Here is a 20,622-nt window from a genome sequence, read left to right on the forward strand (position 1 = left end):
CTCTGTAATGCGCTTGGTTTCAATATAATTTACGCAAACTTCACCGAGTATTTCATCAATTTGATCTATCTCAACTTGATATTTTTGGCTAAACCTGTATACCTTAAACTATCAAATGTAAATTATAGTTTTGGATTTCACCTGTGACCCAGAGACACGATCAAATTAGTTCCACCGCAGTAGCTTTAACCACGACATCCACAAACTTAGAACAAAACTCGCAAAACAAGCTCCTATCCGTATTTGAACTTGAAGCCACGCAAAACACCTTGAATGCAACAGCACTCAAACCAGAACAACTGACGCATATTCCAAATTATGACAATATTCCTGCGTCTACAAAACGTATCAAGCCTCTTAATAATTTTTTAGGACAAGATCGTGCTAAAGCATCTGTAGAAGCAGGCATTGCCCTTCCATACTCAGGTTATAACATCTTTGCTGTGGGTACGGCAGGGTTGGGTAAACGCACCATGATCAAGCGCTTACTCCAACAACATGCCAAAGATATGCCTACACCGGATGATTGGGTTTATGTATACAACTTCAAAAATGCACGCAACCCAATTGCGCTTAACTTTCCTGCAGGACAAGGCGCAAAGTTTCAAAGTACGCTACATCAAACATGGCAAACCATTTTCAAACAGCTCGAACGTCGTTTTAGTGCTGAAACGTATCACAATCGGATAGAAAAAATTCGTTTAACGACAGGTCATGAACAACAACAAGCTTTGATTGAGCTCACCAAAGAAGGTGAAGAGCTTGATTTAAAGTTGATCAGTCGTAATGAAGAACACTGCTTTATTCCTGTTCATATTAAAGACAATAAAATTCAAGAGATGTCTCAAGATGACATCAATGCACTGAGTAGCAAAGAACGTTCTGAAATTGCGTCCAATATCCGTTATATGGATAAAAAGCTTGAGCGTTTAGGTTTACAAATTGGTGATCTTGAAGATGAAGCACGTGATATGGTGTCTGAGTTGAATCGTGACATTGCCAAACAAGTCATTATTCCTCGCATGGAACATATTTTAAATAAATTTCCAGATATCAAACATCTTGAACAATACTTAAAATTATATGCTCAAGATATTATCGACAATGTGGAAACCGTACTAGAACAGGAAGAAAGTGATTTTTCACCTGCATTATTTAACCGTGTCCCTGCGCGTTATCAAGCAAATTTAGTCATTAGCAACAAGCCAAATTCTGGGGCACCAGTCATCTTTGAAGATTTCCCCACACATTACAACTTACTTGGCCATGTTGAACAATTAACGCAAAATGGCACTATCAGCACTGATTTCACTTTAATACGACCTGGTGCACTGCATCGTGCCAATGGTGGTTTTTTAATGCTTGAGGCTGAGCAGCTTTTAGAACAACCTTATGCATGGCAAGGACTCAAACGAGCGATTAAGTCTGGTCAAATTAAACTCTCATCTCTAGAGCACATGCTAACGCTGACGGGCAGCATTTCAATTGAGCCAGCATCGATTCCATTACAATTGAAAGTCATTTTAATGGCTGAACCAGAAATCTATTATGAGATTCTGGAGGTGGAGCCTGAGTTAGGAAGTATCTTTAAAATCAGAGCTGATTTTACTGACACATTACAACGTAATGACGAAAATGAACAAGCTTATATGCATTTGATTGCAGACTATGTTCAATCCTCTAAACTCCTTCCATTTGATCGTTCTGCCTTGGCTGCTTTACTGACCGACTCAAGTCGTCAAGCAGAGGATCAGAGTTCGTTGTCACTACATGCCTTAACTTTAGGTGATCTGATTCATGAATCTCATCACCATGCATCCAAATCTAATGCAACTATGGTGACAGCAGAACATATCGGCACTGCGCTCAAACACCGCCAATATCGTCTAGGTTATTTACGAGAGTTGTACTGGCAAGATTTATCTCGTGGTACACAGCTTATCGAAACGCGTGGTCATCGACTCGGTCAGATTAATGCTTTGTCTGTGATTCACTACGCAGATGTCGAGTTTGGCTTACCATCACGATTGACTGCTTCAGTGTATCAGGGTGGCGGCGATATTTTAGATATCGAACGTAGCGTGGAGTTAGGAGGTTCACTTCATGCTAAAGGTGTACTGTTAATGTCATCTTTCTTGAAAGCACATTTCGGACGTGAACAAACCTTGCACTTCTCTGCCGCTTTGGCTTTTGAACAAAGTTATGGTCAAGTCGATGGTGATAGTGCAACCGTTGCAGAACTCTCCGCTTTAATTTCTGCGATCAGCCAACTGCCGATTGATCAGTCATGGGCGATTACGGGTTCAATGAATCAACTGGGTCAAGTACAACCGATTGGTGGCGTCAATGCCAAAATCGAAGGTTTCTTTGATGCATGTAAACTTCAAGGTTTAACAGGCAAACAAGGTGTCATTATTCCACGTCAAAACATGCAGCATCTAATGTTACGTCAAGATGTGATTGATGCTGTCGAGGCCAGTCAATTCCATATTCATGCCATCAACACAATTGATCAAGCACTTGAGATTCTCATGGCGCGTCCTGTCGGAGAATTAAATAAAAAAGGTCGCTATACCAAAGGATCAATTTACGCTGCTGTCATGGAGCAGCTAGAATATTGGCAAGCCATTGAAGATGGCGCTGAAATTGAAGAAGAGCCAAAGAAAAAGAAAAAAAAGAAGAAAAAAGACAAAGCTAAAAAAGATAAAGCGATCAATGTTGAAGAACAACATTCTCAACTCGCTGATGAAACTTCAAACTAGTTTGAAGTTTTCAAAATAAAAAAAGCACCCATCGGTGCTTTTTTTATTGCGCTCAAATTAAGCTTCAGGCGCTGGGCTATATTGCTCCACGAGCGTTTTTAATTCGCCTGTTTGGAACATTTCTAGCATAATATCACTACCACCGATCAACTCACCATTGATCCATAATTGTGGGAATGTTGGCCAGTTTGCAATTTGTGGCAAAGTCGCACGAATGTCTTGGTTTTCAAGAATATTTACATAAGCAAATGGGCGACCAATTTGGCTCAATGCTTCAACTGCACGTGCAGAGAAACCACATTGTGGGAACTGTGGTGTGCCTTTCATATAAAGAAGAACTGCATGTTTTGCAATTTGATCACGAATTAACGCTTCTGTATCACGCACTTGTTCAGTCATTGATTAAATCCTCAACTATTCTGCCTGCATTATACCTAAAACCGCCGTAAAGAGTATGGATTGGTAAATTTTTCCAGTTTAATTTGCAATTAGGCTTTTAATCTTAAGCAGATTTTGCTTAGATAAACTTTTATTTTCCACCTAACAAATACGAGTTAGACATGAACAATATCACCCTCGCTCCAGTTCAAACTGATCAACCATCTCATTTGATGCCTGTATTCAGCCGTCAACCGATCAGCTTTGTGCGTGGCCGAGGTTCGTATCTTTATACAGCTGAAGGTACAGAATATTTAGATGCGCTGACTGGCATTGCAGTATGTGGTCTAGGTCATGCACATCCAGTTTTGGCAGAAGCAATTGCAGAACAAGCGGCGACGCTTATTCACACCAGTAATATTTATGAAGTACCTTGGCAGACTGCAGCTGCGCAAAAGTTAGCTAAAGTATCTGGTATGGAAGAAATTTTCTTCTCGAATAGTGGTGCTGAATCAAATGAAGGTGCAATTAAAATTGCGCGTAAATATGGTCATATGCAAGGTATTGCTCTTCCGAAAATCATTGTAGCTGATCATTCTTTCCATGGTCGTACAATGGCAACACTTTCTGCGACAGGCAATAAAAAAGTACAAGAAGGTTTTGGCCCGCTCGTTGAAGGTTTTATCCGAGTACCTTTTGGCGACATTGAGGCAATTGAAGAAGCAGCAATCAACCATCCAGATATCGTCGCGATTCTCGTTGAACCGATCCAAGGTGAAGGTGGTGTAAATACTGCCCCTCAAGGTTTTAGTTATCTTGAAGAAATTCGTCAAATCTGTAATCAACATAATTGGTTGATGATGCTAGATGAAGTTCAAACAGGTAACGGTCGTACAGGAAAATATTTCGCGTATCAACATACCAATATTATTCCTGATGTCATGACGACAGCTAAAGGCTTGGGTAATGGTTTCCCAATTGGTGCAGTGATGACTCAAGGTAAAGGTGTAGGTATTCTTACTGCAGGTAACCACGGATCAACTTATAGTGGTACTGCATTAGGTTCGCGCATTGTCTACACGATTATCGATTTGATGCAAAAAGAAAATATTGTTGAAAATGCAGCAACAATTGGCCAATACTTAGTCGATCAATTCCGTACACAACTTGCAGATCAAAACGTTATTGTTCGCGGCTTTGGTATGATGATTGGTATTGAATTACCAAAACCATGCGCAGAGTTGGTGGATATTGCACGCATAGAGCACAATCTAATTATTAATGTCACCGCAGGTAATGTCGTTCGTTTGTTGCCAGCGTTGAATATGAATCAAGAACAAGCTGATGATTTATTAAAACGCTTAGTTCCAGCGATTAAAAACTTCTTGGCTTAAGCCAAGATCAATAAAAAAGCCGCATATTGCGGCTTTTTTATTAAGAAGAACACTTAAGATGCCTCTTGGAATACTCGACCACCAGGCAACTGGCTGAAATATTGTTTTAAAGCATCTAGGCAGCGATGAATTTTCATTGGTTGTTGTTCACGTTTTAATGTCATTGCATTCAAAGTGTATGCAGGTAACTTCCATTCAGGTAAAACTTCAACCAATGTGCCATTCATTAATTCTTTTTGCACATCTAGATATAATAATCGCGCAATGCCGTGACCATTTTGGCACAATGATTTAGCGACATAAACATTGTTTGTCTGTAAACGATTTTCCATGGACACATTCACCAATTCACGCGATGTACTGTGTTCAAATGTCATCATTTGCTGATTTTTTACAATATTTACTGGAATCAAATCATGCTGTGCTAAATCTTCAGGTCTTGAAATAACTGCATTTTGATTCAAATAACTTGGTGAAGCCACCAAGACTTGATCCACACGTGCAAGCGGCAGACAAGATAAGTGATTAGATTCATCCACGCGAGAACACATTCTCACTGCAATATCGATTCTTTCTTGAATCAAATCGACAAACTGATTTTCAACTTCAAAGTGAACGGTTAAACCACGATGTGCCGAAATCCAATGCGACAGCGCAGGAACTACATGGGTTGCACCGAGTTCTGGCGTTGTTGCAATACGTAAATCACCAACTAAATCGTCTCGTAACTCATTAATTCGAATTTTACCGCGCTCTGCTGCAGCGAGCATTTCTTGACAGCTATGAAAAAAGGCCTGCCCTGCTTCCGTTAAACTTAGTTTTCTTGTGGAACGGTGCAGAAGTGTTACTTCCATTTCTTGTTCTAGTGAACGAATTTGCTGACTAACTGCACTCGTCGTAATGCCTAAATCTCGAGCAGCACCACTGAAAGAGCTTTTTTCAACAACACATGCAAATACGCCCATCGAGCGAAGTTGATCTAACATAAATTTCCCTCTGAAATTATGAGATGCTTCTCTAATTAACAAAAATTAACAAAAGCAACTCATTGTATTATACGAAGAAATTGTTAAATTGCACTAAATATCTTCAGTTGATTGGCAAAATATTTGCTGGATTGATTGGCTTACCATCTAAACGAACTTGAAACTCAAGCATCGTACGGGTTGCACCACTCGAGCCCATTTCTGCAATTTGTTGCCCTGCACTTACGTTTTGCCCACTCTTCACTAACATCCGGTTATTGTGCGCATACGCAGTGATATAACCATCAATATGTTTAATGAGCACCAAATTACCATATTCTTTTAAACCATCAGCTGCGTAAACCACTTGACCATCAGCTGCTGCAAAAATTGGATCACCAACATTGCCACCAAAACGTAATCCCTTGACATTACTTGCCACATTAAAGTTTTCAATGACTGGACCATTCGATGGTTTCACCCAGCGTAATGAAGTTGCTTTAGTCGAAGTCGTCGGTACTGCAGCAGTTACCGCTGGTACTGGTGTGGTTTGTGGTGGTGGCGTACCCACAGCTGGTTTTGTTGGTAACTGAATGGTTTGACGTTGAATCTGAGTTTCAGTCGCTGTCAAAGGACGCGTGGTCGAACGTGTCACTTGTCGATTGCCAGAGGGTTTTAATCTTAAAGATTGATTTACATAGATGCGATAAGGCGGTGCAATATCATTCATCTCCGCAATGCTCAAATAGCTCAATCCATAACGTGCCGCAATTTTACTTAAAGTGTCGCCAGAACGAACTGTATAGAAGTCAGGAGCAACCGCATAACGAGCAGAATTGTGGATTTGGGGTTTCGATGCACAGCCCGACAAACCAAGAAAAGAAGCGACAGCAACCGCGATCAATGCTGAGTGAATAGATGGTTTAGACAACTTCAAAACTGTTTTGGGTCTGGCCAAAAGCATGATTTCCCTCTCTGACAAAAGATTAAAAAGACTGAATTCGGCTTAAGAGTAGCAAAATTAATGCTAAATTCACCGTTTCAAATATATTTTTCACAAAGTTATAACACATCCTACCTGTGGTCATTCAATTAAAGCTCTAACTGAGATTCAAGTGAAGCCAACACCTGATAGTTGGTAGCATCCATTTGGATCGGTGTCACACTGACATATCCATTTGCAATGGCATAAAAGTCTGACTGATAACCCAGTTGGCTTTTTTCGGGATCTGTTACGGCCTCTCCAGCCAAACCAATCCAAACAACTTGACGGCCTCTCGGGTCAACTTGTGTGGTAATCGGTTTCGTTTGTTTTCTTCTTCCTTGATAAGTCACTAATGTCCCTTTTATTTCAGCCGTATCCGGAATATTAATATTGAAAATATGACGCGGTGGTAACTCAGGCAAACCATTTTTAATAAACTCATATACCCAATTTGCAGCTTGTGCATAATCTTGAGCATCTTGATACGAACGAACATTTGGACCAGCCAATGAAACTGCGATTGCAGGTTGTTTCATGAGTCGGCCTTCAAACGCGGCCCCAACTGTACCTGAATACAACACATCATCACCTAAATTCGCTCCACTGTTGATCCCGCTTACAACTAGATCAAATTCAAAATCAAATAGACCATTCATGGACAGATAAACACAGTCCGCTGGCGTGCCATTAATTGCCCATACATCCTCTGAAATTTGCACGGGTCGCAATGGACGATCAAGCGTTAATGCACTTGAAAAACCACTCCGCTCACTTTCTGGAGCAACCACGACTACTCGACCCAAAGGTTTTAATGCTTGTGCTAATGCTTGTATTCCTGGTGCGAACACACCGTCATCGTTGGCAATCAAAATATTCAAAACAATTCACTCAATTCATGTAATCCCATCTGTTCGATAGCCTAATCAAAATCCCCCAACACAACAATGAGTACACGCATAGATGTTGAGGTTTTAAACGCCTTTAATCTTGAAAATCTGCTTACCCTTTAATCTTGAAAACTCGGCATGTAGTCATCCCCCTGTTCATACCTGAACTTTTCTTCTTTACTTTCTGAGTTCCAACAGCATTAATACACTTTCTCTATTTTTTAAACACGAAAAAAGATTATTCTATTCTTATAACTAACTTACTAATTTTTGAGTCATTTATGCAAAACCGTTTTTTACAATTGATTTCAACCGCATTTATCAGCAGCTCAATGTTATTTTCAAGTTTCACTTTCGCCAATGCTCAAGACTTAAAAGAAAATATCGAAGTTACTCAACAAAAAGTGACTAAAGATGAACTCGCTGCAATCTATGTCTTTTCAGAATCATGCCCAAGTTTAGTGGAAGAAGATGCGGCGTTTAAAGCAGGATATCAAAAGCTATTAAAAGACTATTTACCTAACGAAAATTCACCTCAAACCACGCTGAACAATCTAATTAAACAACAGGATTATCAGCAAGCATTAGCTCAAGCGAGACAAGATGCGAAAAACGCTGGAGATAAAGCAAATCAACAAGTGTGCGAGGATATAAAAAAATATCAGTCTTCAGTTAAATAGAGCACGAAATAGTTACAATTCGATTGAAATAAGCCGACACCACTGCTAGAAGTCGGCTTTGCTTTGTCCTAGAATGCAAAGCTGATTTTTGCGTTCATACAAGATTGGAACTACATAGAATGACCCGAAAAAGCGCCATTGCTGCATTATTACTATTACCTTCATTTACTTATGCAGCAACTGTTTTATCTTCACCACCAGAACTCAATAACAAGTCTTACGTTTTGATGGATTATGAAACAGGTCAAATTCTCGCAAGTAAAAATGAAAATGAAAAACTTGCGCCTGCTTCAATGACCAAAATGATGACCAGTTTCATTATTGAACAAAAGTTGTTGAACGGTGAACTCACTGAAGATGAAAAAGTTCGTATGAACGAGTCTGCTTGGTGTCGTGGTAGTAGTACAGAATCTTGTATGTATGTACCTCTCAACGGCACAGCAACCGTATTGGAAATGTTACGCGGGATTATCATTCAATCTGGTAATGACGCATCTAAGGCGATGGCTGAGCATATTTCTGGTAATGAAGGTACATTTGTACACAGCATGAACCAAGAAGCTAAGCGTATTGGCATGACCAACACGAACTTTATGAACTCAACAGGTATGCCTGCTGAAGGTCATTATTCTACTGCGAAAGATATGGCTACTCTTGCGAAGCACATCATTCATGACAGTTCAAAGTATTATCCTATCTACTCTGAAAAAGAGTTTACTTTTAACGGGATCAAGCAAGGTAACCGTAACGCGTTGCTATATACAGATCCGAGTGTAGATGGTCTTAAAACAGGTCATACTTCTGAAGCTGGTTATTGTTTAACGACTTCAGCTAAACGTGGCCCGATGCGTTTAATTTCAGTGATTTTTGGTGCTCCATCAATGCAAGCACGTGCAACGCAAACACGTGATTTGTTATCTTGGGGTTATGCAAACTTTGAAACTGTCAGTGTTCAACCCGCTCACAAAGAGTTGACCACTTCTAAAGTTTGGTTTGGTCAATCTAATCAAGTGAGTGTGGGTCTTGCTGAAAACTTCAACGTGACTATGCCAAAAGGTCAAGCAAATGCCATTCAAACTCAAATCGCGGTTCAACCGAACTTAAATGCCCCTCTTCAACAAGGGCAAGTTGTAGGTAAATTAACAGCGACACTTGACGGCAAAGTTATTGCTGAGAAGCCGCTTGTTGCTTTGCAAGCTGTTGAAGAAGCTGGTTTCTTCTCGCGTATGATCGATCATATCAAACAGTTCTTTAGTAATTTGTTTTAAGTCGCAGCTTGACTAAAGATATAAAGGCACTCAAATTCTTTTGGGTGCTTTTTTGTTTATAATGAGTAAAAACAGGCAATTTTTTATGACTGAAAATATCCGCAAATACTTAGAGACTTACCCAAAATTTGATACAACAAATTATATTGATCCAACTGCGTTAGTGATTGGTGATGTTTTCTTGGCTGAGAATGTTTCAGTCTGGCCTTATGCTGTGATCCGCGGTGATGTTAATTTTATTCGGATTGGTAAAAATTCCAATATCCAAGATCATTCCATGTTGCATGTCAGTCATAAGAAAGCTGATAAACCTGAAGGTTCACCGCTCATTATTGGTGAGGACGTTACTGTGGGTCATCATGTGAAATTACATGGTTGTACTATTGGTAATCGTGTTTTAGTCGGTATTGGAACGATTATTTTGGATGATGTTGTTGTTGAAGATGATGTGATGATAGGTGCGGGTTCGCTTGTTCCACCCAACAAAGTTTTAGAAAGTGGTTATTTGTATGTGGGTAGCCCAGTTAAAAAAGTGCGTCCACTGACTGATAAAGAAAAAGCGTTTCTGCCGTATTCAGCGCAGAATTATGTAAAGGTTTCGGGAAATTATAAATAATTTTGAATTCGCATAACAGCCATTATGTTAAATGGAAGATGGAAATGTATGGAATATAAAAAATTTTACTACCTAAATAAATAAAACATCAAAAATGTAAATTATTTACCATAAATATTTTTTATAGCTTAGATACTTGACCCTCACGTAACGTTAGCCTCTAGCATAAAACATGCCTAAGGGATAAAGGAGTCAAAAGATGTTATTACAAGTCGGTGAATTGGCGAAGCGAACAGGGTTAACTATTCGTACCCTTCATCACTATGATGATATCGGTTTACTTCAGCCTTCGGCCCGCTCCGACGCCGGTTATAGACTTTACAGTCGTCAAGATATTACTCGCTTATACCAAATTCAGGCATTGCGAGGGCTTGGAATGACATTGGCAGAAATTGGCGCGGTTCTTAATAGTCCAAACCTTGCACTCGCCCCTTTAATTGATCGGCAGATTCAGGCAATCGATCAGATGATCATTAAGCAGACTCAACTGCGCTATCGTTTGAGCAGTCTCAAAAATCAACTGATGAATGGTGAAGAGCTGGAACTGGACAATTGGCTAAAAACATTGGAGCTTATGTCTATGTACGAACAATATTTTACAAAAGAGGAACTTGCAGAACTGACTTTTTTACAGGCAGATAGTAGACAACAAAAAGAATGGGAAGCGCTTGTCATCGAAGCCAATGCACTCTTTAAGGCCGGAGAATCTTCTAGTAGTGAAACTGCCCAAAACCTGGCTTCACGCTGGATGCTGACCCTCGAACAGAATACGGCTGCTAATCCTGAATGGTTGGCTAAATTGAATAGCATGCATTCAGCTGAATCGGCATTTCAGGAAAAATTGGGTGTGCGTCCGGAAGTGGTTGAGTTTCTACTTGAAGCATTTGCCGAGAGTAAGCTGAACGTTTTTGCACGTTATTTATCCGAGCAGGAATTTGCTTTTATGAAGCAACATTATGTACGTGAGATGAAAAATTGGCCCCAGTTATTGATTGGATTGGAGAAGGCCATTCGTGCTGGGATTGAACCTGACAGTGAACAAGCAAAATGTTTAGCACAGCAATGGCTCTCCATGTTACAGGGTTACGCAGGCAAAAATCCAGCGACACATGCGAAGATTCGCAATGCCATGCAAAATGAACCAAGTCTTGCCGAGGGAACCTGGCTCAAACCTACCACTTTGCAATTTTTAGAAAAAGCAGTAGCAGCTTTGATGCGTTGTGCTTAGTACATGCTTACCTCTATTCAAATAATCAAAGTAGTGTGGCTATCCCATAATACGGGGTAGTCATTAAGCTTATGATTTCAAAATATTTTATATAGAGAAAGTAGAGTAAATGGTATTATCACAAACTTATCCAACTACACTATATAAGTTGGTTATTTTCGATTTTGATGGAACCTTAGCAGATTCATTTCCTTTCTTTGTTTCAACTATAAATCATCTGGCTGACATGCACTCTTTCAAGAAGATTCATTTAGATGAAGTGGAATCTTTTAGAGAAATACCTTCCCGAGAGCTAATGAAAACTCTTGGAATACCAGTATGGAAACTACCTGCGATTACTCAGAATTTTATAAAACTCATGAAGGTAAATCCTTCAAAGATTCCTCTATTCGACCATACCGATGAAATGCTTTCCCACCTTAATGAACATGGAATTACAGTGGGCCTGGTTTCTTCAAATGGATACGAAAATGTGACCCGTATTCTTGGTTCAAGCTGTCGATACTTTAATTACTTTGAATGCGGTGCATCTTTTTTTGGAAAAGCATCTAGGTTAAAGCAGCTTTTAAAAAAAGCAGGCTATAAACCCTCAGAAACTATCTATATAGGTGATCAGATTACCGATTATGAGGCAGCTAGATCGGTAGGAATTGCTTTCGGTGCAGTTTCATGGGGTTACAGCACAGAAAGACTTTTAAAGAAATTGTCACCTGATGAGACATTTGAAAATGTGTCTGCCATAAAGAGGATTACTGTCAGCAAAAAATAACCCTACTAAATTATGCTTATAAGCAGAGAATCGCCATTCTAGATACCCGAGGTAAATTATGCTTTCTTTAAAGATAACTACACATATTGATATTCATGCGACACCGGAGCAAGTTTGGCAGGTACTGACTGATTTTAAATCGTATGACAGTTGGAATCCCTTTATCCGTAAAGTTTAAGGAAAGTTAAACATAGGTGAAAAACTAAAGATTAGGATTCACCCAACTAAGCAAAAAGCAATGGAATTTAAGCCTACACTATTGGAAGTTAAAAATGCTCAGTCTTTAAGCTGGCTAGGTCACTTTCTAATCCCTGGTCTTTTAGATGGTGAGCATCATTTTAAACTTTGCTCCCAAGAAGATGGCAGCACTTGTCTCATACATTCTGAGACATTTAGTGGTCTACTTGTACCTATGATGCGTAATAATTTGAAATCTATAAGGAAAGATTTTGAATACATGAATCAATCTCTAAAATTATTTGTAGAATCAAAACTTTAGATTTGAAATCATAGGGTAATAAATTGTTATTTTTATTAAAACAGATCCATGTAGGCACTTCGCTTCTTTATTCTTTCAATTTTTAAATTCCCCTAAAATTAACATAATACACCTTATGCGAAATTATCTTTTTTATTTCATATAAATCATAATCTTAAATTACATTCAAAAGCCCAATTTACTTAAATTGGGCTTTTTTGTTGATTCTTCATGTTCCACGCCCTTTATTAAATTATTGATCCAAAGAACTTCTTAGTTAAACTTAAGATAGAATGCCTTCAAAGAAATCCCCTCCCATCATAGCCACACACCTCAAAATTTTATACAATATGCCTTCCCTTCATCTGGTGCTTTTTTATGACCGCTTGGACTGCTCACGTCACTGTTGCAACAGTGGTTGAAAAAGATGGTAAATATCTGTTTGTAGAAGAACAAACAGAAGGTGTCATGCACACCGTTTTTAATCAACCTGCAGGTCATGTTGAAGCTGGTGAAACCCTTATTCAAGCTGCGGTTCGTGAAACCATGGAAGAAACAGGTCACCAAGTTGAAGTCACAGATTTATTGGGTATATACACCTATACCCCACCTATGTTTCCAGATCGTACCTATTACCGCTTCTGTTTTTTAGCAAAATCAACACAGTATTTTGCAGATGCAACACTAGATACAGGTATCGTAGGTGCAGTTTGGATGAGCCTAGATGAGCTGTTAGAAACGGCACGCGCGCGTAGCCCATTGGTCATCAAAGCCATTAAAGATGCCCAATCAGGACAAAAATTTCCTTTATCGCTCGTTTATGAGCACCAAAACTCTCCCTTAATTTCAAATTTGGATGCCTAATCCTATGCAACAACGTGTCATCGTCGGTATGTCAGGTGGTGTAGACTCATCTGTCTCTGCGGCTTTATTACTTCAACAAGGATATCAAGTTGAAGGTCTTTTCATGAAAAACTGGGAAGAAGATGACGGCACAGAATACTGCACGGCTATGGATGATCTTGCAGATGCGCAAGCCGTATGTGATCGTATCGGTATCAAATTACATACAGCCAACTTCGCAATGGAATATTGGGATCGTGTATTTGAGCACTTCTTGGCTGAATATGCTGCGGGGCGCACCCCAAACCCAGATATTTTATGTAATAAAGAAATTAAGTTCCGTGCATTCCTCGATCATGCCATGAAATTAGGTGCTGACTTCATCGCGACAGGACACTATGCTCGTCGCGGTGAAACCATGACCAACTCTAAAGGTGAGCAATATGCGCCTTTACTCCGTGGCGTGGATAACAACAAAGACCAAACCTATTTCCTACATGCCGTTCATGGTCGTGAAATTAACAAGACCTTGTTCCCTGTCGGTGAAATTGAAAAGCCTCAAGTTCGTAAAATTGCTGAAGATTTAGGTCTTGTAACAGCGCAGAAAAAAGACTCTACAGGTATCTGTTTTATTGGTGAACGCCGATTTAATGACTTCTTGAAGCAATATTTACCTGCTCAACCGGGTAAAATTGTACTTGAAGATGGTAAAGAGGTTGGTGATCATCACGGCTTAATGTACTATACGCTCGGTCAACGTGGTGGTATTGGTATCGGTGGAATGAAAGGCGCTGAAGAAGGTGCTTGGTTCGTATTACACAAAGATATCGAAGGCAATCGTTTAGTTGTTGGCCAAGGTCATGAGCATCCCCTCATGCAAAGTACCATGTTATGGTCTGAAGCGATTGATTGGGTTGCAGGTGAGCAAGAGATTCCAGAAAATGGTTTCCGTTGCACAGCGAAAACTCGCTATCGACAACCTGATCAAGCATGTGTCTTATTTAATGACCCAAATGCACCGCAAGGTGTACGTGTAGAATTTGATGAACCTCAACGTGCTGTTACGCCAGGACAAAGCGTTGTGTTTTACGCGGATGAAGTTTGTTTAGGTGGCGGTGTGATTCATCATACTAATGCGCCTAAACCTGATTTTATTTAAAGGAATTTTCAGGCATGACAGAGTTACCGTTCCAGCAGCTTCAGACTCTGAATGATCGTCAAAACAGAGCTTTGGCTTTGGCAGCAGTATTTCAATCGACTCAGCTGACACATATGACAGCCATTGCAGGTCGACAAAATATTGGTGAAAACGGTAACTTCTATTTAGAACAATTAATTAAGGCGAGTTTAAATATTCGCCCTACTTCCAATAAGAATTGTCAAACCTTAGATTTTTTTAACCAGCTTGCAGATATTTCTCTGGGATTAAAAACATTAGAAAGTAGCATCACCCAACCATTCAATACTGCACCAAAATCAAGAATACCTAAATTTGCCAATGCAAAACTTCCAATGTCCTATGCAATGGCATTATTACATTTAGAAAAGAAAGTATATAGCAACCCAAAATTCGTTGAAATTATTGAAAAATCACAAGAAAAAATACTAAAACAACTCTCCTTTTTTGATCATAATTATCTACATCCAAGTATTCTTGCAAACCTTGCTCAAACCTATGTCGAAACTGCAGGACAGATTAATCCTCGCATTATGGTGAAAGGCAATGCAGAAGCTTTTAAGGATTCTTCGCACACCAATCGTATTCGTGCTTCATTGTTTACAGGTTTACAGATGGCGCATTTATGGCGTCAGTCAGGTGGAAGTTCATGGAGCATGATCTTCACCAAACGCAAGTTACTGAAAGATATTCAAGATCTCGCTCGTTTACAGTTTCAGGTGGTTTAACCTGATGTATATCGAGTTCTGTTTTACGTTTCATTCCAAAGTTTAAGGAATTGCTATGAACGCTTTAACCGCACTTTCTCCATTAGATGGTCGCTATGCAAGCAAATGTGATGCTTTGCGCCCTTTCCTCTCTGAGTTTGGTTTAATCCATGCTCGTGTGACTGTTGAAGTGCGCTGGTTACAAGCACTTGCAAATCGCCCAGAAATTACTGAAGTGCCAGCTTTTTCTAACGAAACAAATGCAGCTTTAGATGCAATCGTTGCAAATTTCTCTGAAGACGATGCTAACCGTATCAAAGAAATCGAACGCACAACCAACCACGATGTAAAAGCGGTTGAATATTTCTTAAAAGAGAAAATTGCAAACATTGATGAACTTAAAAATGCGGGTGAATTCATTCACTTTGCTTGTACATCTGAAGACATCAACAACTTGTCTCATGCACTCATGCTAAAAAGCGGTCGTGAAGTACTAGCTACGTCTATGCAACAAATCGTGGACTCAATTGTTGCACTTGCAGAAAAACACGCTGACCAACCAATGTTGTCTCGTACACATGGTCAAACTGCAAGCCCAACAACATTGGGTAAAGAAATGGCGAACGTGGCATACCGTCTTGCACGCCAAATCAAACAATTCAACAATGTTGAGCTTCTAGGTAAAATCAATGGTGCGGTAGGTAACTATAATGCTCACCTTTCTGCTTACCCTGAAATTAACTGGCCTGCTCACTCGCAAGCATTTGTTGAATCTTTAGGTCTCACGTTTAACCCGTATACAACTCAAATTGAGCCGCACGACTACATGGCTGAATTGTTTGATGCGCTTCGTCGTTTCAACACAATCCTCATCGATTTCAACCGTGATGTTTGGGGTTATATCTCTCTTGGTTTCTTCAAACAAAAATTAAAAGAAGGTGAAGTTGGTTCTTCAACAATGCCACACAAAGTGAACCCAATCGACTTTGAAAACTCTGAAGGTAACTTGGGTATTGCTAATGCAGTCCTTGCTCACCTTGGTGAAAAGCTCCCAATTTCTCGCTGGCAGCGTGACTTAACTGACTCTACTGTTCTTCGGAACATGGGCGTTGGTTTTGCACAAAGCTTGATCGCATTTGAAGCTTGCTTGAAAGGTGTGGGCAAACTTGAATTGAATGCCGACCGTATTCTTGAAGACTTAGACAACGCTCAAGAAGTTCTTGCTGAACCAATTCAAACAGTAATGCGTCGTTATAACGTTGAAAAACCATACGAAAAACTGAAAGCCCTTACTCGTGGTCAAGCAATGACTCGCGAAATGATGGTGAATTTTGTAAATAGTAACGAATTAGAAGCTGTTCCTGCAGCAGATCGTGCGCGTCTTGCTGAAATGACACCTGCATCTTATACAGGTAATGCTGCTGAGCAAGCGAAACAAATTAAAGATTTGATTGCTAAAATCTAAATATGAATTGAGAAAAAAAGCGAAGCTTAGGCTTCGCTTTTTTTTGTATGAGACTCATCAAATGTTTCAATAAAAATCATGCTTCATCAGGACAGTAACGTATAAAGTCAGTTCTGAGCTTTTCTAATTCATCACCAGTTAAAACATCGCTATAGTAAATATAATGAGTCACTTGAGCATATTGAATGTCATGCCTAAACATCATTCCTCGAAGTGATACTGAGATCTCTTCAGGAAAGTCATCCAGAGTAAGCTCTTCAAACTCATAATGAAAATATGCATTTTGCTGTGCAAGAAAAGCAGCTGAAACCGTCATAATAAAAACTCAAAATAAATCATATTCTAACTGATCATTCTGATTGCAATGAGCTATTGATATAAACAACTATTTATAAAAATAATGCGATCTGCAGCTTATTCTCAGGATTGATCCATTACAATCATATGAAGAAATTAATCAAATCAACATATAACAAAATGCACTACAAAAAATTTACTCCTAAACACCACCTCGTATTCTTCATTTTCATAATGGTGCTGATCTTGGCAAGTATAAAGCCTCTTGAATATGCTTCTTATGGCTTACATCAACTTGGCACAGCTTTAATGCTGGTGTTTTTGATCTATATACAAAAGAAAGTTGGTTTGAGTTTTATCGCATTTTCTCTCTATATTGGATTTCTGATCATTCATATTCTTGGGGCGCACTATTTATATTCGTATGTTCCCTATAATGAATGGTTGATGCACTACTTCAACATACATTTAAATGCACAGATGGGTTGGGAGCGAAATATGTATGATCGCTTGGTCCATTTTGCCTATGGTCTACTTCTCTATCCTTTTTTCCTGAGGATCATTCAATTCTATTTACCACAATTATCTGAACGAGTACTTTTTCTTATTGTGGTTCAGTTTGTCATGGCCACCAGTCTCATTTACGAATGGATTGAATGGTCGATTGCGATTAATCTTTCCCCTGAGGCAGCAGAAAATTATAATGGTCAACAAGGTGATATTTGGGATGCCCATAAAGATATGCTGTTCGCAACACTTGGGTCCATGATCACAGGAATAGTGATGTTATATCGAAAATTAGACTCTCGACCATACAAATGATAAATCATAAAAAAACCAATCATTAGATTGGCTTTTTTTATTTCATCGAATTTAAAGTTTAGGATCACGTAGTTGCACTAAGTTCGCATTAGTTTTGACTAAAGTGTCCATAACTTTATTCATCACAGCAGGAATCAAACTGTCCGCCATTTGTGCCGCTTGCAGTCCTAATTTCTCACCTAAGGTAGGTTTACGGCGAGTTTGAATCAAGTAAACATCATGCACTGTCAATAAACTTAATAAATACTCATCCGAGGTTTGAAGCTTATCAACCAAATTCAAATCTAATGAATCTTGACCGTACCAATGTTCACCTGTTGCTACTTTTTCAACATTTAACTGTGGACGATATTTTTCAACAAAATGCTTGAACAATGCATGCGTTTGTTGCAACTCTTCTTCAAACTTTGCTTTACCTTCTTCCGTATTTTCACCAAACATGGTCACGGTACGTTTATATTGACCCGCAGTATAAAGCTCAAAATCAACATTATGTTCTTTAAGTAAACGATTAAAATTAGGCACTTGAGCAACAACACCAATTGAACCAATCACTGCAAATGGAGCAGAAATAATTTCGTTACCGATACATGCCATCATGTATCCACCACTTGCTGCGACTTTATCAACACAAATGGTTAAATGAAAACCAGCATCGCGCAGACGCACCAATTGAGCAGCCGCAAGTCCATAACCATGTACCATCCCACCTGGACTTTCCAAACGAACTACGACACGATCACGCCCTGCTTTAGCAGTCGCCAAAATCAAGGTGATTTCTTCACGAAGATTTTCTACAGCTGAAGCTGCCATGTCACCTTTAAAATCAATTACATATACTTTCTGATTATTCTTTTTACGCGTGCGTGCTTCTTTTGAAAACTGCTGAGACAACTGCAGAAGTTCAAGTTTAGATGCAGTACTTTGCGCAATTTTTTTTCGTTGTTCATTAATACGCGCATTTAAGTGAGTGACTCGAATTTCGGCAGGAAGTTTCGGCAAATGAAATAACATATAAATTCACATCTCTATAATTCATCTTTATGAGGATAACATGAGGTCAAAATAGACAAATTTCAATAGCTTTATTGAAATGTTCTGCCAATCATAGGATCAATTTTATCAACAATCAGCATAAAAAGTAGATACATTATGCATACTATCTCGATAAAAAATTATCGAACCGGCTCGCATCCACGCATCATCTAATGATTGATATCTATCTTTATAATCAATTAGAGACTCTTATATGATTTGAGAGTGAATAAATTGAATTATATTTGAAGAATAATTCTTAAAATCAATATCTTAATACTCATTATTTTACTTCTTAAACTTTTCTGAAATGCATTTTCAATGCGCCAAATTATGTCGTGTCAGCATATATTTTTCACGATTTTTTTGGCATGATGGTTCCATACAGTGATGATGAATAATGATAAATGACTCAAATGCGTTGGCTGGAACTGTTATCAACAGTTCGATTTGGTAGTTCAAAACAAAATACAGAACAAGCACGTAGCCCCTTCCATAAAGATTACGATCGTATTATTTTTTCTCAGAGTTTTAGGCAACTTAACCGTAAAACTCAAGTTCATCCCCTGACTCAACATGATGGCATTCATACGCGTCTAACACATTCCCTTGAGGTTTCTTGTATAGGACGCTCTTTGGGAATGCTAGCAGCTGAAAAAATTCGTGATGAGTTACCTATGTGGATCTCTCCTGCAGATGTCGGTGCAATTATTCAAGCAGCTTGTCTTGCACACGATATTGGTAATCCCCCTTTTGGTCATGCAGGTGAATATGCGATTCGAGAATGGTTTGATGATGCATCACATGGCAATTTTTTATCGAGTTTAACCCCTGAACAGCAGGCCGATGTTCGCCAGTTTGAAGGCAATGCTCAAGGTCTTCGTTTACTCACGAAAATTGACTATCACCCTAATGACGGTGGAATGCGCCTCACTTACGCAACCTTAGGAGCTTACTTAAAGTACCCATGGCTTTCTAAAACCATTGACTCTCAGGGAAATACGCCTGCCAGTAAACGAGCTAAGTTTGGTTGTTATCAATCTGAAAAAGAAATTTTGCAACAAATTGGTCACCAATTAGGTCTTATACAATATGGTGAATATCATTTCTGTCGCCACCCACTCACCTATTTACTCGAAGCTGCGGATGATATTTGTTATGCCCTGATCGATTTAGAAGATGGCATTATTCTTAACATGCTCAGCTATGAGCAAGTCGAACCTATTTTTTTAAATCTGCTCGGTGACTATGGCACGCCTGCTGAACTTGCAATGCCATACACCACGTGGCAACAAAAGATTGCAGCATTGCGTGGTCGTGTGATGAAACGCTTGGTTGATGAAGTCACTTCCGCTTTTGCTAAACATCATTTTGAAATTTTGTCAGGACAGCTTAAAGGTAGTTTGCTCCAATATTGCTCGCCCGATATCGAAGCAGGAATTGATTGTGCAAAGAATTTAGCGCGGGAAAAAATCTTTGAGCATCCTCAAAAATCTGGTTTAGAAATCATTGCACATCAAAGCTTACAGCACATACTAGGTGCCTTTATTCCGCTTACGACCCCCAATAAAATTCATAATTTTAAGGAAGGACGTTTACTGTCTATTATCTCAGGCTTAGGTGTACGTTTTAGTGATGATCACTATGACAATATCATGCAAGTCTTAGATGTGATCTCAAAATTTTCGGATCATCAGGCTTATCATTTGGCACAGGAACTTCAAGGGAATAAAGTTGGATTTTTATAAACCTTAAATTAGTGTTCAGGAAAAGAGCATAAAGTGTTTTTTGATTTTGCGTTCTGAAGCAATGAACACTACTATGCTGACATAGTGAATTTAACATCGACAAATAAGTGAAATAATT

At 39.1% G+C, this 20,622-nt stretch carries 21 protein-coding genes; 15 read left to right on the top strand and 6 right to left on the bottom strand.

Features of this window, described 5'->3' with window-relative positions; genetic code table 11:
- The first annotated feature begins 143 nt into the window (after positions 1 to 143).
- Positions 144 to 2,762, top strand: a complete 2,619-nt coding sequence (locus AC1M9M_RS02700) for a Lon protease family protein (protein ID WP_481595525.1) — start codon at positions 144 to 146, stop codon at positions 2,760 to 2,762.
- A gap of 57 nt (positions 2,763 to 2,819) precedes the next feature.
- Here AC1M9M_RS02700 and grxD read toward each other — a convergent pair whose 3' ends face one another.
- Positions 2,820 to 3,161 (bottom strand): Grx4 family monothiol glutaredoxin, encoded by a 342-nt coding sequence (grxD, locus tag AC1M9M_RS02705; RefSeq protein WP_092766094.1) that lies wholly within the window; start codon positions 3,159 to 3,161, stop codon positions 2,820 to 2,822.
- Positions 3,162 to 3,322: 161 nt separating this feature from the next.
- Here grxD and AC1M9M_RS02710 point away from each other — a divergent pair, with 161 nt between their 5' ends.
- Positions 3,323 to 4,534, top strand: coding sequence for an acetylornithine/succinylornithine family transaminase (locus AC1M9M_RS02710; RefSeq protein ID WP_481595526.1), 1,212 nt, complete (start codon positions 3,323 to 3,325; stop codon positions 4,532 to 4,534).
- Between the two features lie 53 nt (positions 4,535 to 4,587).
- Here the strand turns inward: AC1M9M_RS02710 and AC1M9M_RS02715 are convergent, their stop codons facing one another.
- The 3 genes from AC1M9M_RS02715 to surE form a co-directional block, all read right to left on the bottom strand.
- Entirely contained in the window at positions 4,588 to 5,520 is a 933-nt protein-coding gene (locus AC1M9M_RS02715) for a LysR family transcriptional regulator (protein ID WP_179998372.1), read from the bottom strand.
- Positions 5,521 to 5,623: 103 nt separating this feature from the next.
- Positions 5,624 to 6,463: a peptidoglycan DD-metalloendopeptidase family protein gene (locus AC1M9M_RS02720; RefSeq protein WP_035270483.1), complete on the bottom strand. Its 840-nt coding sequence runs from the start codon at positions 6,461 to 6,463 to the stop codon at positions 5,624 to 5,626.
- A gap of 128 nt (positions 6,464 to 6,591) precedes the next feature.
- On the bottom strand, positions 6,592 to 7,362 hold the full coding sequence (surE, locus tag AC1M9M_RS02725) for a 5'/3'-nucleotidase SurE (protein WP_035270482.1): 771 nt from the start codon (positions 7,360 to 7,362) through the stop codon (positions 6,592 to 6,594).
- A gap of 290 nt (positions 7,363 to 7,652) precedes the next feature.
- On the opposite strand from surE, the gene AC1M9M_RS02730 reads away from it, so the two are divergent.
- The 11 genes from AC1M9M_RS02730 (at position 7,653) to purB (ending at position 16,602) form a co-directional block, all read left to right on the top strand.
- Positions 7,653 to 8,051 (top strand): MCR_0457 family protein, encoded by a 399-nt coding sequence (locus AC1M9M_RS02730; protein WP_092766090.1) that lies wholly within the window; start codon positions 7,653 to 7,655, stop codon positions 8,049 to 8,051.
- 119 nt (positions 8,052 to 8,170) lie between these two features.
- Positions 8,171 to 9,319 carry a D-alanyl-D-alanine carboxypeptidase PBP5/6 gene (gene dacC, locus AC1M9M_RS02735; RefSeq protein WP_035270478.1) on the top strand — a complete coding sequence of 383 codons (1,149 nt, stop codon included), beginning with the start codon at positions 8,171 to 8,173 and terminating at the stop codon, positions 9,317 to 9,319.
- Positions 9,320 to 9,404: 85 nt separating this feature from the next.
- Positions 9,405 to 9,935, top strand: coding sequence for a gamma carbonic anhydrase family protein (locus tag AC1M9M_RS02740; RefSeq protein ID WP_481595527.1), 531 nt, complete (start codon positions 9,405 to 9,407; stop codon positions 9,933 to 9,935).
- A 199-nt stretch (positions 9,936 to 10,134) separates the two neighbouring features.
- Complete coding sequence (locus tag AC1M9M_RS02745) at positions 10,135 to 11,163, top strand: MerR family transcriptional regulator (protein WP_481595528.1); 1,029 nt, start codon at positions 10,135 to 10,137, stop codon at positions 11,161 to 11,163.
- Between the two features lie 109 nt (positions 11,164 to 11,272).
- Complete coding sequence (locus tag AC1M9M_RS02750; RefSeq protein WP_035265744.1) at positions 11,273 to 11,932, top strand: HAD-IA family hydrolase; 660 nt, start codon at positions 11,273 to 11,275, stop codon at positions 11,930 to 11,932.
- Between the two features lie 58 nt (positions 11,933 to 11,990).
- On the top strand, positions 11,991 to 12,110 hold the full coding sequence (locus AC1M9M_RS02755) for an SRPBCC family protein (RefSeq protein ID WP_481595529.1): 120 nt from the start codon (positions 11,991 to 11,993) through the stop codon (positions 12,108 to 12,110).
- A 60-nt stretch (positions 12,111 to 12,170) separates the two neighbouring features.
- Positions 12,171 to 12,431, top strand: coding sequence for a hypothetical protein (locus tag AC1M9M_RS02760; RefSeq protein ID WP_481595530.1), 261 nt, complete (start codon positions 12,171 to 12,173; stop codon positions 12,429 to 12,431).
- Positions 12,432 to 12,788: 357 nt separating this feature from the next.
- Positions 12,789 to 13,274: an NUDIX hydrolase gene (locus AC1M9M_RS02765; protein WP_481595531.1), complete on the top strand. Its 486-nt coding sequence runs from the start codon at positions 12,789 to 12,791 to the stop codon at positions 13,272 to 13,274.
- A gap of 4 nt (positions 13,275 to 13,278) precedes the next feature.
- A complete protein-coding gene (gene mnmA / locus AC1M9M_RS02770) occupies positions 13,279 to 14,412 on the top strand; it encodes a tRNA 2-thiouridine(34) synthase MnmA (RefSeq protein ID WP_481595532.1) in 1,134 nt (377 codons plus the stop codon).
- A gap of 14 nt (positions 14,413 to 14,426) precedes the next feature.
- Complete coding sequence (gene hflD, locus AC1M9M_RS02775) at positions 14,427 to 15,158, top strand: high frequency lysogenization protein HflD (RefSeq protein WP_092766084.1); 732 nt, start codon at positions 14,427 to 14,429, stop codon at positions 15,156 to 15,158.
- 55 nt (positions 15,159 to 15,213) lie between these two features.
- Positions 15,214 to 16,602, top strand: a complete 1,389-nt coding sequence (gene purB / locus AC1M9M_RS02780; RefSeq protein ID WP_481594239.1) for an adenylosuccinate lyase — start codon at positions 15,214 to 15,216, stop codon at positions 16,600 to 16,602.
- Positions 16,603 to 16,678: 76 nt separating this feature from the next.
- Here purB and AC1M9M_RS02785 read toward each other — a convergent pair whose 3' ends face one another.
- Positions 16,679 to 16,918 (bottom strand): hypothetical protein, encoded by a 240-nt coding sequence (locus AC1M9M_RS02785; RefSeq protein WP_092766082.1) that lies wholly within the window; start codon positions 16,916 to 16,918, stop codon positions 16,679 to 16,681.
- Between the two features lie 161 nt (positions 16,919 to 17,079).
- Here AC1M9M_RS02785 and AC1M9M_RS02790 point away from each other — a divergent pair, with 161 nt between their 5' ends.
- Positions 17,080 to 17,721, top strand: a complete 642-nt coding sequence (locus tag AC1M9M_RS02790; protein ID WP_481595533.1) for a DUF2238 domain-containing protein — start codon at positions 17,080 to 17,082, stop codon at positions 17,719 to 17,721.
- A 51-nt stretch (positions 17,722 to 17,772) separates the two neighbouring features.
- Here the strand turns inward: AC1M9M_RS02790 and sohB are convergent, their stop codons facing one another.
- Entirely contained in the window at positions 17,773 to 18,735 is a 963-nt protein-coding gene (gene sohB, locus AC1M9M_RS02795) for a protease SohB (protein WP_179998383.1), read from the bottom strand.
- 428 nt (positions 18,736 to 19,163) lie between these two features.
- Between sohB and AC1M9M_RS02800 the strand changes: the two genes are divergently transcribed.
- Positions 19,164 to 20,504 carry a deoxyguanosinetriphosphate triphosphohydrolase gene (locus AC1M9M_RS02800; protein WP_481595534.1) on the top strand — a complete coding sequence of 447 codons (1,341 nt, stop codon included), beginning with the start codon at positions 19,164 to 19,166 and terminating at the stop codon, positions 20,502 to 20,504.
- The last annotated feature ends 118 nt before the right edge of the window (positions 20,505 to 20,622 follow it).

The organism is Acinetobacter sp. ANC_7503, from assembly GCF_056780035.1.